The 12,798-nt window shown below is 70.8% G+C and carries 15 protein-coding genes and 1 pseudogene; 8 read left to right on the top strand and 8 right to left on the bottom strand.

Annotated elements, in window-relative coordinates:
- Positions 1-90: 90 nt before the first annotated feature.
- Both ABZ857_RS34025 and ABZ857_RS34020 read right to left on the bottom strand, forming a co-directional pair.
- The gene (locus ABZ857_RS34025; protein WP_357051480.1) at positions 91-927 is read right to left on the bottom strand and encodes a MerR family transcriptional regulator; all 837 of its coding nucleotides are present in this window, start codon (positions 925-927) and stop codon (positions 91-93) included.
- A gap of 59 nt (positions 928-986) precedes the next feature.
- Entirely contained in the window at positions 987-1,478 is a 492-nt protein-coding gene (locus ABZ857_RS34020; RefSeq protein ID WP_357051477.1) for a VOC family protein, read from the bottom strand.
- A 161-nt stretch (positions 1,479-1,639) separates the two neighbouring features.
- Between ABZ857_RS34020 and ABZ857_RS34015 the strand changes: the two genes are divergently transcribed.
- Genes ABZ857_RS34015 through ABZ857_RS34000 form a run of 4 tightly spaced genes read left to right on the top strand, consistent with a single transcriptional unit; the run spans position 1,640 to position 5,206 of the window.
- Positions 1,640-2,605 carry an ABC transporter ATP-binding protein gene (locus ABZ857_RS34015; RefSeq protein WP_357051474.1) on the top strand — a complete coding sequence of 322 codons (966 nt, stop codon included), beginning with the start codon at positions 1,640-1,642 and terminating at the stop codon, positions 2,603-2,605.
- Positions 2,602-3,399, top strand: coding sequence for an ABC transporter permease (locus ABZ857_RS34010; RefSeq protein ID WP_357051472.1), 798 nt, complete (start codon positions 2,602-2,604; stop codon positions 3,397-3,399). The genes ABZ857_RS34015 and ABZ857_RS34010 overlap by 4 nt, the downstream gene beginning before the upstream one ends.
- A gap of 17 nt (positions 3,400-3,416) precedes the next feature.
- Positions 3,417-4,613, top strand: a complete 1,197-nt coding sequence (locus tag ABZ857_RS34005) for a histidine kinase (RefSeq protein ID WP_357051469.1) — start codon at positions 3,417-3,419, stop codon at positions 4,611-4,613.
- Positions 4,613-5,206: a response regulator transcription factor gene (locus ABZ857_RS34000; RefSeq protein ID WP_357051466.1), complete on the top strand. Its 594-nt coding sequence runs from the start codon at positions 4,613-4,615 to the stop codon at positions 5,204-5,206. Before ABZ857_RS34005 ends, ABZ857_RS34000 begins: the two co-directional genes overlap by 1 nt.
- Positions 5,207-5,352: 146 nt before the next feature.
- On the opposite strand, the gene ABZ857_RS33995 is transcribed toward ABZ857_RS34000, so the two are convergent.
- Both ABZ857_RS33995 and ABZ857_RS33990 read right to left on the bottom strand, forming a co-directional pair.
- A complete protein-coding gene (locus tag ABZ857_RS33995; protein WP_357051463.1) occupies positions 5,353-5,952 on the bottom strand; it encodes a hypothetical protein in 600 nt (199 codons plus the stop codon).
- A 368-nt stretch (positions 5,953-6,320) separates the two neighbouring features.
- Positions 6,321-7,241, bottom strand: a complete 921-nt coding sequence (locus tag ABZ857_RS33990) for a hypothetical protein (protein WP_357051460.1) — start codon at positions 7,239-7,241, stop codon at positions 6,321-6,323.
- A gap of 310 nt (positions 7,242-7,551) precedes the next feature.
- On the opposite strand from ABZ857_RS33990, the gene ABZ857_RS33985 reads away from it, so the two are divergent.
- Positions 7,552-7,827 (top strand): acyl carrier protein, encoded by a 276-nt coding sequence (locus ABZ857_RS33985; RefSeq protein ID WP_357051457.1) that lies wholly within the window; start codon positions 7,552-7,554, stop codon positions 7,825-7,827.
- Positions 7,821-9,233, top strand: coding sequence for a condensation domain-containing protein (locus tag ABZ857_RS33980; protein ID WP_357051454.1), 1,413 nt, complete (start codon positions 7,821-7,823; stop codon positions 9,231-9,233). The genes ABZ857_RS33985 and ABZ857_RS33980 overlap by 7 nt, the downstream gene beginning before the upstream one ends.
- Here ABZ857_RS33980 and ABZ857_RS33975 read toward each other — a convergent pair.
- A complete protein-coding gene (locus ABZ857_RS33975; RefSeq protein WP_357051451.1) occupies positions 9,193-9,825 on the bottom strand; it encodes a LysE family translocator in 633 nt (210 codons plus the stop codon). The genes ABZ857_RS33980 and ABZ857_RS33975 overlap by 41 nt on opposite strands.
- A 67-nt stretch (positions 9,826-9,892) precedes the next feature.
- On the opposite strand from ABZ857_RS33975, the gene ABZ857_RS33970 reads away from it, so the two are divergent.
- Both ABZ857_RS33970 and ABZ857_RS33965 read left to right on the top strand, forming a co-directional pair.
- Positions 9,893-10,447, top strand: a complete 555-nt coding sequence (locus ABZ857_RS33970; RefSeq protein ID WP_357051448.1) for a hypothetical protein — start codon at positions 9,893-9,895, stop codon at positions 10,445-10,447.
- 76 nt (positions 10,448-10,523) lie between these two features.
- Positions 10,524-10,721 (top strand): hypothetical protein, encoded by a 198-nt coding sequence (locus tag ABZ857_RS33965; protein WP_193201734.1) that lies wholly within the window; start codon positions 10,524-10,526, stop codon positions 10,719-10,721.
- A 189-nt stretch (positions 10,722-10,910) separates the two neighbouring features.
- Here ABZ857_RS33965 and ABZ857_RS33960 read toward each other — a convergent pair whose 3' ends face one another.
- From ABZ857_RS33960 to ABZ857_RS33950, 3 genes and pseudogenes are all read right to left on the bottom strand, one after another.
- Positions 10,911-11,447 carry a hypothetical protein gene (locus ABZ857_RS33960; protein ID WP_357051445.1) on the bottom strand — a complete coding sequence of 179 codons (537 nt, stop codon included), beginning with the start codon at positions 11,445-11,447 and terminating at the stop codon, positions 10,911-10,913.
- A gap of 126 nt (positions 11,448-11,573) precedes the next feature.
- Positions 11,574-12,362 (bottom strand): IclR family transcriptional regulator, encoded by a 789-nt coding sequence (locus ABZ857_RS33955; RefSeq protein ID WP_357051442.1) that lies wholly within the window; start codon positions 12,360-12,362, stop codon positions 11,574-11,576.
- 314 nt (positions 12,363-12,676) lie between these two features.
- Positions 12,677-12,798, bottom strand: a pseudogene (locus ABZ857_RS33950) (hypothetical protein); the annotation flags it as partial.

Here is a 12,798-nt window from a genome sequence, read left to right as displayed (position 1 = left end):
GCCTCAGGCTAGACCGAACGCACAGGCGAGGACGGGGGTTTGCACATACGGACCGGATTCACATCGCCACTCTCCGCCACCATCCTCCCTTCACTCCCAGGTCGCCGTCTCAGGGTCGACGCCGTGGGCCTCGGCATTCGCGCAGATCGTGTCGCGCAGCCAGACGGCCAGGCCCGGCGCGACCTTGTCGTAGTGGCCGGCGAACCCGGAATCGGCGGCGAACATGCGCCCGATGCACGCGTGCATCGAGTGCGTGCAGTCGAAGTAGGTCGACATCAACGCGCGGTGCCGCTCCGCGAGGGCGTTCGCGCCGGCGGATCCGGGGGTGACGCCGGCGCGCTTCGCGGCGGCGAAGTCGGCGTTGAGGGCGGCTGTCTCGGCCGCGACCCTCTTCCAGTCGTCCGGCGTCATCTCGCCGGCCCGCTCGGCGTACTGCGTCCACTGGGCGCTGTCGCCCCAGCGGTCCTCCGCCTCGTCGACCCAGGCGGGCCGCCAGTCGTCGCCGAAGATCTCGACCTGCTCCTCCGGGGTCAGCCGCATGCCGGTGCTCGACGCTCCCAGCATGCGGTCGACCGCGCGGACCATCTTCCGCAGGCGGGAGATGCGCTCGACGAGCAGCGACCGCTGCCGGCGCAGATGGTCGCGCGCGTCGGCACCCGGGTCGTCGAGGATCCGGCCGATCTCGGCGAGCGGAAACCCGAGCTCCCGGTAGACGAGGACACGGTGGATCCGCGCGACGTCGTCGCCCGAGTACACCCGGTATCCGGCCAAGGTGCGCCCGCTCGGGCGTACGAGGCCGATCGCGTCCCAGTGGTGCAGCGTCTTCACGCTGACCCCGACGAGCGCGGCGGCCCGGCCGACGGTGAGGCCGTCGGAGCCGGCCGGCCCGGCGGGAGCGGGTTCCCGTTCGCGGGCGTCGCTCGTCACCGGCTCAGTATCGCCGACCTCGCCGAAGGCCCACGGTCTGAGACGGGCGGGCGGGTTGCTCACTCGTGCGGGATCTCGATGCCGATCGCTCGCAGGCCGTCCGCGCGGGCGCTGTGCGGATCGAGCGGCTGAGCGGCCGTCATCACGACCCGGGCGTTCTCCGGCGTGACGACCGTCAGCTCGATGGAGTTCCACGGCATCTCCCGCGGACCGCTGGTGCATCCCGGCACGAGCTCCTCGCAGCGGGCGGCGACCTGGTCGATCTGGCTGAGGACGCAGGCGAAGCTGACGCTCATCGCCGGGACCTCGCCCACTCGTTCCGCGGGCACGAGGAGGACGTCCTGGAAGGCCCAGCGTCGCAGGTGGGTCAGCCGGCCCGGTACGGAGAACAGGTCGACGAACCCGAGCCCGCGGATCCAGAAGTCCTTCGACGCCGCGAGGTCGCCGGTCGGGATCGTGACGAACATCGGCATGCCGTAGTAAGCCCGGTAGATCTCGGGGGCGGTCGCGTCGAGCGCGGGCATGGGAACGGGACTGACGAACTGGCTCATGCCCTGATCGTCGAGCCTCCTGCAGCGTCAGGGTCAAGGCCGGACGCGATCAGCCGTACGGCCGTTCTGACATTTGTCATCGGGGTGATCCGCGCGGTCCATGTCGATCTCATGGCATCGGCGACTACATCGGGAAGCGGTGGAAAACCCACCCTTGAGCCATGACAACGGACGTGAAGGGAACGGCGGTCGCCCTCGATGTGGCGATCGCGGCGGCCGGGCTCCGGCAGAGGTACGGCGACTACGAGGCCGTCAAGGGCATCTCGTTGTCCGTCCGCCGGGGTGAGCTGTTCGCCCTGCTCGGCACCAACGGCGCCGGGAAGACCACGACGATGGAGGTCCTGGAGGGCTACCGCCCCGCCACCTCCGGCGCGGCCGAGGTGCTGGGACTGGATCCGTACCGCGAGCGCCGGGCACTCCGCGCACGGGTCGGGATCATGCTGCAGGACAACGGCTTCCTGACCGACCTGACGGTGGCCGAGACCATCGGACTGTGGCGCGACCTGCACGCGAACCCCCGATCCGCGGGCGAGGCGCTGGAGATGGCCGGGCTGGCCGACAAGGCACAGGTCAGGATCCGGCAACTGTCCGGCGGCCAGAAGCGCAGGCTCGACCTGGCGTTGTCGGTGATCGGCCGTCCCGAGGTGCTGTTCCTGGACGAGCCCACGACCGGCATGGACCCCGAGGCGCGCCGGACGACCTGGGACCTGATCCGCGGCCTGGTGAAGGAGGGCACCACCGTCCTGCTCACCACGCACTACCTGGAGGAGGCCGAGCACCTCGCGAGCCGGCTCGCCATCATGCACCAGGGCGAGATCCGGGTCGAGGGAACGCCGGAGGAGGTCGTCGGCAGGCAGGGCGACCACGTCTCCTTCCGGCTGCCGCCGGAGATCCCCCTGGACGCCCTTCCACGGATCGGCGGCCACGCTCCCGGCATCGCCCTGGCGGGCGGAACGCCCGTCGTCTCGTACACCATCACCGGCGGCGACCAGGCCACGCGGGCCCACACCGCGCTGGTTCCGCTGTTCGCCTGGGCCGGCGAGCGCGGCGTCACGCTCGAACGGCTCGCCGTCCGGACCGCCTCGCTCGAGGACGTCTTCCACTCCGTGGTGAAGGAGAGCGCATGACCGAGCTGGCACAGGCGGCGCGGCTGGCCCGCGTCGACCTCACCCTCATCTTCCGCAACCGCACGGCCCTGGTGAACGCCGTACTGCTGCCGCTGCTGATCGCCGGGGCGCTGGCGTCCAACAACATCGGCGGAGGGACCGCCGGCATCCCGGCGTCGCGGTATCTGATGACCGGGATGATGGCCTTCATCCTGATCTTCGCGACGTTCATGAACCTGGCGGGCTTCTACACCGCCCGCCGCGAGGAACTGGTGCTCAAGCGCCTGCTGGGCGGACCGGCGTCCAAGGCGGCCGTCCTCGGCGGCAGCGCTCTCGGCGCGACCGTCGTGTACCTCGGCCAGGTGGTGATCCTCTGCGTGTTCATGGCCGCGGTCATGGGCACCGGAGCGCCGGCCGACATCCCGCTGCTGCTGCTCGGCGCGCTTCTCGGCGCGGCCTTCTTCTCGCTGCTCGCCATGGCCGTCTCCGGTCTGTCCTCCACCGGGGAGATGGCGCAGATCGCGACGCTGCCGGTCGTGCTGCTCCTGGTGGGCGGCTCGCCGGTGATGCTGCCGCAGGAGATCCTGCCGCAGGCGCTGCGCGGCGTGACCGAGTTCCTGCCGATGACGCCCATCGTGGAGATCATGCGTACCGCCTATCTCGGCCTGGACTACATCGGCACCGGTCACGAGCCGCTCGGCCTCCTGGAGCGCTGGGGCGCCGCGCTGCCCTCCTTGGGCGTCCTCGCCGCATGGATCGTGGTCGCCGCCCTGCTGGCCAGGAGGTTCTTCCGCTGGGATCCGCGCCGGGGCTGACAGGTAAGGTCTGGGCCATGAACGCCGGTATCAAGCGGGCGCGTCGCATCACCTTCTGGACCTTGGCCGCGGAGCTGGTGTTCGCCTGGCTCGGGCCGGTGATGCGGATCATGATGGAGGCGCACGAGGGCGAGATCGGCTGGAGTCGTCTCGTCCTCGAGGTCGTGGGCCTTTCGGTCTTCAGCTGGCTGTTCGTTCGCGTCGTCGGCGCCGTCGTCGACGGGCGGGCCGCGAAGCGCGACGTCGTCGCCTCCGGTGCGCTCGCCCTGGTGTTGATCGCCTTCGAGGGGATCTACCTGCGGGAACTGACCGGGGACGCGTTGGGGGCACTGGCGTTCGGCTGGGGCATGCTGGCCGTGACCTGGGCCGCGGCGGCGGTGCTCGGGCTGAGCGCCCGGGCCGCCGTGGCGCTGACAGCGGGCGACGCCGCCGTCTACGTCGCCCTCGTCTTCCTGATGGTTCCGGATTTCGGCGCACAGCGGGGGCAGATCGCCTCTTACCTGCTGATGCTGGCCCTGCTGCCCTACAGCAACCGGGTCTGGCTGTGGGTCTACCGGCTGATCGTCCAGGTGCACGAGGGCAGGCAGGCGCAGGCCCAGCTCGCCGTGACAGAGGAACGCCTCCGCTTCGCCCGGGACCTGCACGATCTCGTCGGCCACAGCCTGTCCGCCATCGCGGTGAAGAGCGAGCTGGCGGTGAAGCTCGTACGGGCCGCCCCCGAGCAGGCGTCCGAGGAGATGACGGCCGTGCGCGGGCTGGCCAAGGACGCCCTGCGGGAGATCAGGGAGGCCGTGCGGGGCTACCGCGCCATCGACCTGTCCGCCGAGCTGGACAGCGTGCGCGCCGTGCTGGAGGCGGCGGGCATCCGGTGCGCTCTCGAGACACCCGGGCGGCTTCCGTCCGGCGAGCCGGCCACGTTGCTGGCGTGGGTGGTCAGGGAGGGCGCCACCAACACGCTGCGGCACAGCGCCGCCACCCGGACCCGCATCACGCTGAGGACGACCGGAACGACGGCGGTGCTGGAGATGGTGAACGACGGGGTGGGCGGCCAGAGCGCCGGCGACGGCGGCACCGGCCTCATCGGGCTGAGCGAGCGGCTCGCCGCCGCCGGCGGTAGCCTGACCGCCCAGCCGACCGGCTCCGGTGAATTCGTCCTGCGGGCGGTCGTGCCCACGGCCGTCCACGAGCATGTCCTGACCGAGGCGGTGGTCTGATGATCCGCGTCCTGCTCGCCGACGACGAGCATCTCATCCGCGGCGCCATCGCCACCCTGCTCGGGCTGGAGCCCGACCTCGAGGTCGTCGCCCAGGTGAGCCGGGGCGACGAGGTCGCCCCCGCCGTACGCGAGCACCGTCCCGACGTCGTGGTGCTGGACATCGAGATGCCCGGCATGGACGGGCTCACCGCCGCCGAGGGACTGCCGGGCCAGGCAGTGATCATTTTGAGCAGCTTCGGGCGGCCGGGATACCTGCGGCGGGCGCTCGCCGCCGGAGTGCGCGGGTTCATCCCCAAGGACGCCTCGGCCGACGAACTGGCCACCGCCATCCGCAAGGTGCACGCCGGGGGGCGGTACCTCGACCCGGAGATGGCCGTGTCGGCGATGATGGCCGGGGAGAACCCGCTCACCGATCGCGAACGCGACGCGCTGTCGCTGGCGGCCGAGGGCGCGTCGGTACGGCAGATCGCCACGGCGCTGCACCTGACCGAGGGCACGGTGCGCAACTACCTGTCCAGTGCCATGGCCAAGCTGGGCGCGACCAACCGGATCACCGCCATACGCGCCGCGCAGGAGAAGGGCTGGTTGTAGCCCGCCGGGCCAACACTTCCGGGACGCGACCGCCGCGCCACCGAAAAGTGTGGAGCGGAGAAGAGCGGAGCCGAAAAGAGCGGAGCCGAAAAGAGGGGGCGCGTTCCCGCTCCCGCGGAAACGCGCCCCCAGTCGTGGCGTGAATGTCAGGCGACGTTCACCGTGGCCGAGCTCTGCTGCCTGGCCGACGTACCGGCGAAGGCGGCCTTCCAGGTGCCCGCGCCGCCGTTGTTCACCTTCACGCTGTACTGCCCGCGCGACTCCGTACGCGTCGAGGTGACGTACGTGTAGCGGGTGGAGCCGGTCTTGCGGAAGTAGACGGCGATGGTCTGGGCGGCCAGACCCGACCGGCCGGAGGTCAGCGAGCCCGACAGCGCCAACTGCTTGGCACGCCGGTCATACCGGGACCGCTTCGCCGTCTCCTCGCCCGCCGAGGCGGTGATGGTCAGCGAGGTGGCCGCCGCGGCGCGGGTGTCCTTCTGCCCGTCATTCCGCTTGAAGTCCTGCTTCGGAGCCTGCTTGGAGTCCTGCTTCGGAGCCTGCTTGGAGTCCTGCTTCGGAGCCTGCTTGGAGTCCTGCTTCGGAGCCTGCTTGGGGTCCTGCTTCGGGTCCTGCTTGGGCGTCGTGGTGGCCACGGGTCGCGGTGCGCCCGGCTCTCCGGTCGCCGCGAAGGCCGACGCCGTCGGGACGAGCACGCAGGCGCCGACAGTGGCGGTCAGCAGCCCGGCGGTCACTTTTGCACGCATTTCTTCCTCCTCGGGAGAACCACCGGCGCGGGTTTCAACGGACAGAGAGGGTGCCCGCACCGGATTTCGTCTTCACCGAAGAACGTATCGGCCTTTTCCGCGGCCGAGACGATCCTTAAATATCCGCACGACCACGACGCCCTGCTTACGGAATTCTTATCACGCCAGTTCAGAACGGACACGCGGACGATGACCGTCTTAGTGCGGCAGGACCTGCCCGGACGGGAAAGTCTCATCCGATGTTCAGCCCGCATGAAAATCCGATGAGACGACGCCCCGACCCGTTAATCGTCTTCTCAGGAACCACGAGGCGCCGACCCGCATTTTCCGGGGAACAAGCATTCGCCTGACGGCGCGCAGGCGCGTGTTCAGCGGCCTCGCGCTGACCGGCTCGGCGGCCGCTCGTCGTCCATGACGCCGTAGCCCGACGCCCGGAACAGAAAGGAGGCCCAGGAGCGGTAGGGCCGCCACGCATCGGCCACCTTCCGGTATGCGGCAGGCGGAGCGTCCTCCGGCAGGCCGTACGCCTCACGCAGGATCGCGAACAGGCGTGGTTCGTTGCCCGGGAACGCGTCCGGCGCGCCCGCGCCGCGGATCAGGATCAGGCCGGCGGAGAACGGCCCCACGCCGGGGAGGGCGCGCAGCTCGGCCAGCGCCTCCTGGGGGCCGAGCGCGCGCAGGTGCTCGGTGGTGAGCACGCCGTCGAGCGCCGCGCGCGCCAGCCCGCGCAGCCACTCCTCCTTCTGCGCGGGCAGGCCGAGGCCGCCGGCCTGTAGCAGCGTCATCGGTGGCGGGAAGGCGGCGTACGTCTCCCCGTCCACGACGACCTTCGCGCCGTACCGCTCCGCGATGCGCTGTTTGATCCGGGCGGCGATGAGCATCGACGAACGCTGCACGATCACCGCCCAGCAGGCCGCCTCCCAGGGGCTCCAGAAGCACAGCGGGCGCAGCCCGGGACTGCCGCGCTGGAGCTCGCCGAGCACCGGGTCGGCCTCGCCGGCCTCGGCGAAGCCGGAGCCGTCCACGTCGAGGGAAAGGATGCGCGCCACCTCGTCCCGGATCCGCGGCCCCGCGGCCCGCGTGGTGGCGACGGCGACCCCGCCCGGCGCGGCGGTCACGGTCACGCCAATCGGCAGCCAGTCGGACTCGGCGCAGTAGGCGAAGCGCAGCGCCCGCCCGTCGGAGGGCAGCCCGCTGGTGGCCGGCCAGTCCTCGACGAAGCGCAACGTGGCGCCGAAGTCGAACGGGCCCTCTGCCGTGAGCGTGAAACCGTGCCGGTCATAGGCCACATCGTACGAGGCCGGACAGACAATCGATCTTCAGGATTGCCGGGAACGAGGACACCGGGGAGAACGGGAGGTACGGTCGAGATCACCCTCCGCAACAAGATCACGATCGTCGTCCCGGACAAGAGGTAGCCGCGACCTCACGACGCCCCCTCCCGAAAGTTTCGGAAGGGGACTTTCTGTTTTCACTGTTGCCTTTCCGCTCCAGTTGCCTATTCTTCCGTTACGCGGAGGCTTAGAGAGCAGCCGGAAACCGGCCTTATGCCGATCACGGAGTGGGCATCGTGTCGAAACCTTTCGGAGGTGGTGCAGCGTGACGGCGGAGGAGTACACGCGCCGGCTGGCGCAGATGATCGCCGATGTGTCGGACGGCGAGATCAGCGCAGAGGAGGTGCTCGCAGCCGGCCACTCCCTGTCGGCGCTCGGACTCACTTGGCCGGCACGGATCCGGCTCGTCCACGCGATCGAGGACGCCTTCGGCGTGGAGGCCGACCTCGGCGACGAGCTGGCCACCTTCGAGGACGTCGGCACCCTGTCCGCCCTGGTGGCCTGCGCCACGTCCCCCCGAAGGACGACGGTCTCATGCTGACGGTGGCGTTCGGCGGCACGCGGGACGGCCAGGCGCCCCTGACCTGGGGACAGCGGCTGATATGGCGGGCGGTCCACCTGATGGGCGACAGCCAGACGTTCCTGAGCTGCCCGTGGGTGCTCCCCGTGTACGGCAGGCGTGACCTCGGCAGCGTCCTCGACACGCTGCGCGTGCTGCTCGGACGCCACGAGAGCCTGCGTACGACCTTCGCCGCCACGCCCCAAGGACCGGTGCAGCGAGTGGCACGCGGCGGCGAGCTGACCGTGGACGTGGTGGAGGCGGGACAGGAACGGGCGCTGCGGGTCGCGGAGCGGCTCGCGGCCGAGCTGGGCCGGACGGCCTTCGCCCACGACCGGGAACTGCCGCTGCGCTGCGCCGTCGTCGTCAAAGGTGGCCGCCCGACGGCGCTGGCGTTCGCCTTCTCCCATCTGGCGGTGGACTTCCAGGCGCTGAACACACTGTCGCAGGAGTGGAGGGCCCTGCTGCGCGGCGAGGAACTGCCGCCCGCCGAGTGGCAGCCGATGGACCAGGCGGCCGTGGAGCGTGAGGAGCCGTACCCCGCCCGCTCGGCCAAGTCCGTCCGATACTGGCACTCCGTGCTGGCGGAGGGACCGCTGGACGTGTTCGACCATCCGCCGCGCGAGGCGGAGGACCCCCGGTTCATCGAGGTCGGGATGGAGTCGGTGGCGCTCGCCACCGCGGCGCAAAGGCTGGCGGAGCGCTGGAAGATGAGCACGACCAGCGTGCTGCTCGCCGCCTGCGCCACCGTGCTGGCCACGGTGAGCGGCCGCCCGCGTGCGGTCATGCAGCTCGTGCACAGCAACCGCCGCGACGCGCGCACCCGCACCATGGTCGGCACCGTGGAACAGGACGGCCTCTTCGTGCTCGACCTGCCCGCCACGGACTTCGCCGCCACCTGCCGGGCCGCGCACCGCGGGGCGCTCACGGCGTACCGCAACGCGCACTACGACCCGTTCGAGATGCAGGCCATGCGGGAGGAGATCGGCCGCCGCCGCGGCCGCGAGCCGGACCTCGACGCGTTCTTCAACGACAGGCGGACCATCGGCACGTGGCCGGGTCTGCCTCCCGCCGGTCCCGACGAGGACGTGGCCCGTCTCGCCGAGAAGACCCGGACGTACGTCACGAACGCCTGGCCGGGTGTCCGGTTCAAGGCGTTCTTCACGGTGGTCTCGGCCGCCCACACCGGGCAGCTCAGCCTCATCGTGGACACCGCCTACCTGCCCGGGGACATCGCCGAGGCGATGCTGCGCGGAGTCGAGGCCCTGCTGGTCCGCGCCCTCACCGAGGAGGTCCCGATGACCGCCGTCCCCCAGGTCTGCGGGATCGGTCCCTACGACGGGCGGCTCAGGACTGCTGGACCGCCAGGCGCAGGCCGAAGCCGATGACGATGACGCCGGTGAGCCGGTCCAGGGCGCGCTTGACCGACGGCCTGCGCAGCCAGCCGCGCACCATCCCGGTGAACCCGATGAGCACGGCGCTCCACACCAGCGCCTCGCACACGTGCACGCCGGCCAGCAGTACGCCCATCACCGCGTGCGGCACGCCTCGCGGCATGAACTGCGGCAGCACCGCCACGTAGAAGGCACCCACCTTCGGGTTGAGCAGGTTGGTCAGCAGGCCCCGGCGGAACGCCCGTCCCCATCCCGCGTCCGGCAGGCCGGGCGGCGCCGCGTCGTCCGCCCGGCTCGTGCGGCTGTGCCAGAGCATCCTGCCGCCCATCCAGACCAGGTACGCGACGCCCGCCCACCGCAGCACCTCGTACGCCACGTGGGAGGCGGTCAGGAGAGCCGACAGTCCGGCGGCCGTGAGCAGGCCCCACAGCAGGGTGCCGACCTGGATGCCGAGCACCACGGCCCAGGCCGATCTCCTGCCGGCGAGCAGCGAGGTACGGAGGATCAGAGCCGTGTCCAGACCGGGCGTAAGCGTGAGCAGCGCCACGATGACGGCGAACGAGGCGATCGCACCATAGACGTCCACGGACGGCCACCGTAGCCCAGATCCACTTTGCCTTGACCCTCCCCGCATCGACGGGCACCCTGCGGTGGTGATCACCGTCCGGATGAACGACGCCGCAGCCGAGGCTCTGGGGTTTCCTCAGCACGACCTCGGACTGGCGGGAGTCGACGCCGCCGATCTCCAGCGGCTGCTGCTCGGCGGCGGCCTCGTACGCGACCGCAGCGGCGCCCTGTTCGCACCGGGATACTCGCACGAGCTCTCGCCTCACGATCACATTGACCTCACGGGCGTCGAGTGCGACGCCAACAGCCGGCACCTCGACGACCACCCGGACGTCGTCGTGTCGATCGACGACCTCAGGCGCCCGCAGGTCGGTCGTGATCATCAAATCCACATGCTCAGGCAGGGCATCGTCCTGTCGGGCACCGTCCACGCCCTCGCGCGTCGCCTGCCCGATCGGCCACCCGTCCGGTGCATCACCGCCGCCAATGAGACGAACGGCACTTTCCGCTTTCACCAGATTCGTGCCGGGGAGGAGTGGATACGGCTGGACGACCTCGACGGCTACGCGGACGAAATGATCGTCGTCATCGACGCGACCCCGCCCGCGCTCCAGATGGGCCACAGGAACAACGCCTCATGAGCCGTTCGGCGCGCTTCCGGTCGCGACAGGTTTACGTGGCGGACCAGGAAACCAATTCGCGATTTAGCATCGAAAGATGGACGAACCACAACCGGTCACGCTCCCCAACGGCCGCAATCTGAAATGCGACACGTGCGAGAACGAATTGTTCGAGCACCGCCGGTGGAAACTCCAGACCACGGGCATGACATTCATGAATCTCGACTGGGCCAACCGCGACGCCACCTGCTTCGTGTGCAGCAGCTGCCGTCGCATTCACTGGTTCCACTGGTGATCCGGGATCCGACGGAGCGCCAGGCGGCTGCGATCTCTCGCAGGGCCTCAGGCACCTCCTCCCGGGCGGGCGCGGCTCGTCTCGCGGCTGCGGATCCGGTACGGCCCGTGGCCTGGCTCGTGTGATGGCGCACCCGGTCATCCCTTCGACGGCGGCGTTGAACCTGACCTTCCATCACAGAAGAGCCGGTCACGCCGGCGACAGGATCAACACCGCGTGGTCGGGCGCCACGCTCGCGAGCCGGAAGCGGATGTCGCCGATCCTGCCGGGCCGTCCCACGGCCAGTGTCAGGCCGCCCTCCGTCCGGCAGCGGCCGTTGACGCAGTCCTGACTGACGTCGGTGTTCATGCCCTGGACGCGGAAGGCGCCCGCGCCCGCTTCGAAACGCAGCCGCAACTCGTCCCGGTCGAGTGAGGCGATCGTGATCGCGTCGAGGCCGGTCTTCCGGTCGAGCCGCAACCGGTCCCCCGGGCGGACCGCCACCTCACAGTCGGCATTCCGGCACGCCTCCGGATGGTCCGCGGCAGAGACGACCGACGGGCTGGGCGAAGGCGACGCGGAGACCGTGGGTGCGGGGATCGCGGTGGACGCCGGGCCGCCCGTGGCCACGGGCCGCGTCCGCACCTGCGGATCCGGCGTCCCGCATGCCGTGAGCAGCACGGTCACCGGTACGGCGGCGAGGCCGGCGCGGCCGATCAAGCGGGACGCGTACGGTCCTCGACGCATGACTCTCCCTGAGACCACGACGGCTCCGCCGGTCCGTGGCACCGGCGGCCGGAGCGGCCCAGGCCCCGCCGCTCGGCTCGGTCGAGCCTTCCCCGAACCAGGCGGCCCCAACCCACGAAACGGGGATCACAGGACGAGGGCGCCGGTGATTCGGTGGGCGGCCCTGCGCACGGCCGCGCCGAGGCGCGGCAGCGCCGCCGCCCCCACCGCTCTCACCGGGGCCGCGACGGCGACGACCATGCACACTCCGCCGTCCGGGCCGAAGACGGGCGCGGCGGCGCAGCACACCCCCTCGGCGAACTCCTCACGCGCATAGCCCACGCCCTCACCGCGGACGGCCGCGAGTTCGCGTTCCAGCGCGACCGGTCCGGTCACCGTACGGCCGGTCATCCGCCGCAGGGCCGGGGCGGAGAGGAACGCGGCGCGCAGGCCGGCGTCGTAGGCGAGCAGCACCTTGCCCGCGGCCGTGCAGTGCAGCGGAGCACGGTCCACGCCGTCCGACGGCGATTTGACCCGGTTGTGCCCGTACAACCGCTCGACGTACGCGACCTCGAACCCGTCCGGCACGGCGAGATTGACCGTCTGCCGGGTGGCCTCGTACAGCTGGAGCAGGTGCGGCAGGATCGCCCTGCGGGAGCCGGGCGGGCGGCGGCCCGGGATCGCCCAGCCGCGCGACGTCACGAGGTCGGCGAGGCGCCCGCCGACCGTGTAGTCGCCGCCCGTGCGCGTGACCAGGCCCCGCCGCTGCAGGGTCCCGAGCAGGCGATGGGTGGTGGTCTTGGAGAACCCGGTGGACCGGTGCACCTGGGTGAGGTTCATCGGCCTCATGCCGGCGGCCAGGCACAGGAGGATCTCGATCCCACGTTCCAGGCTGCCCAGGGCGGAGGCCGCCTCCGCCCGACGGGAGCGATCCAACGGTACGAACAACCCCACCCCGCGAACGCTCGTGAACCACATCCTGACCGGCCAGCGGCCACCTTAGCCGCGTCACGCCGCGTATGAGGGGCGAACGCCAGGGACGAGACCCGCGGGTGGAGCGGAGCGGGCTTCGCGAGAACCGGAGGTTCCAGGCGGCGCAGTCCCACGAACCCCGACATTCACGACGCAGCCCCGCGAACCTCGCTGTCCAATCATGCGGCGGTGGTCCGCGGATTCGATGTCCCGTTCAGACCAGCCGCCCACCTCGGCCAGGGCACTCCCCCGAGCGCCCCGGCCGGTCCGACGTGGAGTCAGTTCACCTCGACGCTCTCCAGCACGCCGAGGGCGTCGGGGACCAGGACGGCCGCCGAGTAGTAGGTGGTCACCAGGTAGGAGATGATCGCCTTGTCGTCGATGCTCATGAAGCGCACCG

The organism is Microbispora sp. NPDC046933 (genome assembly GCF_040644635.1).
In the GTDB taxonomy this organism is placed as follows: domain Bacteria; phylum Actinomycetota; class Actinomycetes; order Streptosporangiales; family Streptosporangiaceae; genus Microbispora.
Note: the sequence above shows the minus strand (reverse complement) of the source record. Positions and strands in the feature narration are given on the sequence as shown.

Excerpts from the sequence above, each read along its gene's own strand:
- ABZ857_RS33960 (WP_357051445.1), bottom strand. The coding sequence starts at position 11,447 with ATGCGTCGAGGACCGTACGCGTCCCGCTTGATCGGCCGCGCCGGCCTC.
- ABZ857_RS34000 (WP_357051466.1), top strand. The coding sequence starts at position 4,613 with ATGATCCGCGTCCTGCTCGCCGACGACGAGCATCTCATCCGCGGCGCC.
- ABZ857_RS34010 (WP_357051472.1), top strand. The coding sequence starts at position 2,602 with ATGACCGAGCTGGCACAGGCGGCGCGGCTGGCCCGCGTCGACCTCACC.
- ABZ857_RS34015 (WP_357051474.1), top strand. The coding sequence starts at position 1,640 with ATGACAACGGACGTGAAGGGAACGGCGGTCGCCCTCGATGTGGCGATC.
- ABZ857_RS34005 (WP_357051469.1), top strand. The coding sequence starts at position 3,417 with ATGAACGCCGGTATCAAGCGGGCGCGTCGCATCACCTTCTGGACCTTG.
- ABZ857_RS33965 (WP_193201734.1), top strand. The coding sequence starts at position 10,524 with ATGGACGAACCACAACCGGTCACGCTCCCCAACGGCCGCAATCTGAAA.
- ABZ857_RS33980 (WP_357051454.1), top strand. The coding sequence starts at position 7,821 with ATGCTGACGGTGGCGTTCGGCGGCACGCGGGACGGCCAGGCGCCCCTG.
- ABZ857_RS33995 (WP_357051463.1), bottom strand. The coding sequence starts at position 5,952 with ATGCGTGCAAAAGTGACCGCCGGGCTGCTGACCGCCACTGTCGGCGCC.
- ABZ857_RS34020 (WP_357051477.1), bottom strand. The coding sequence starts at position 1,478 with ATGAGCCAGTTCGTCAGTCCCGTTCCCATGCCCGCGCTCGACGCGACC.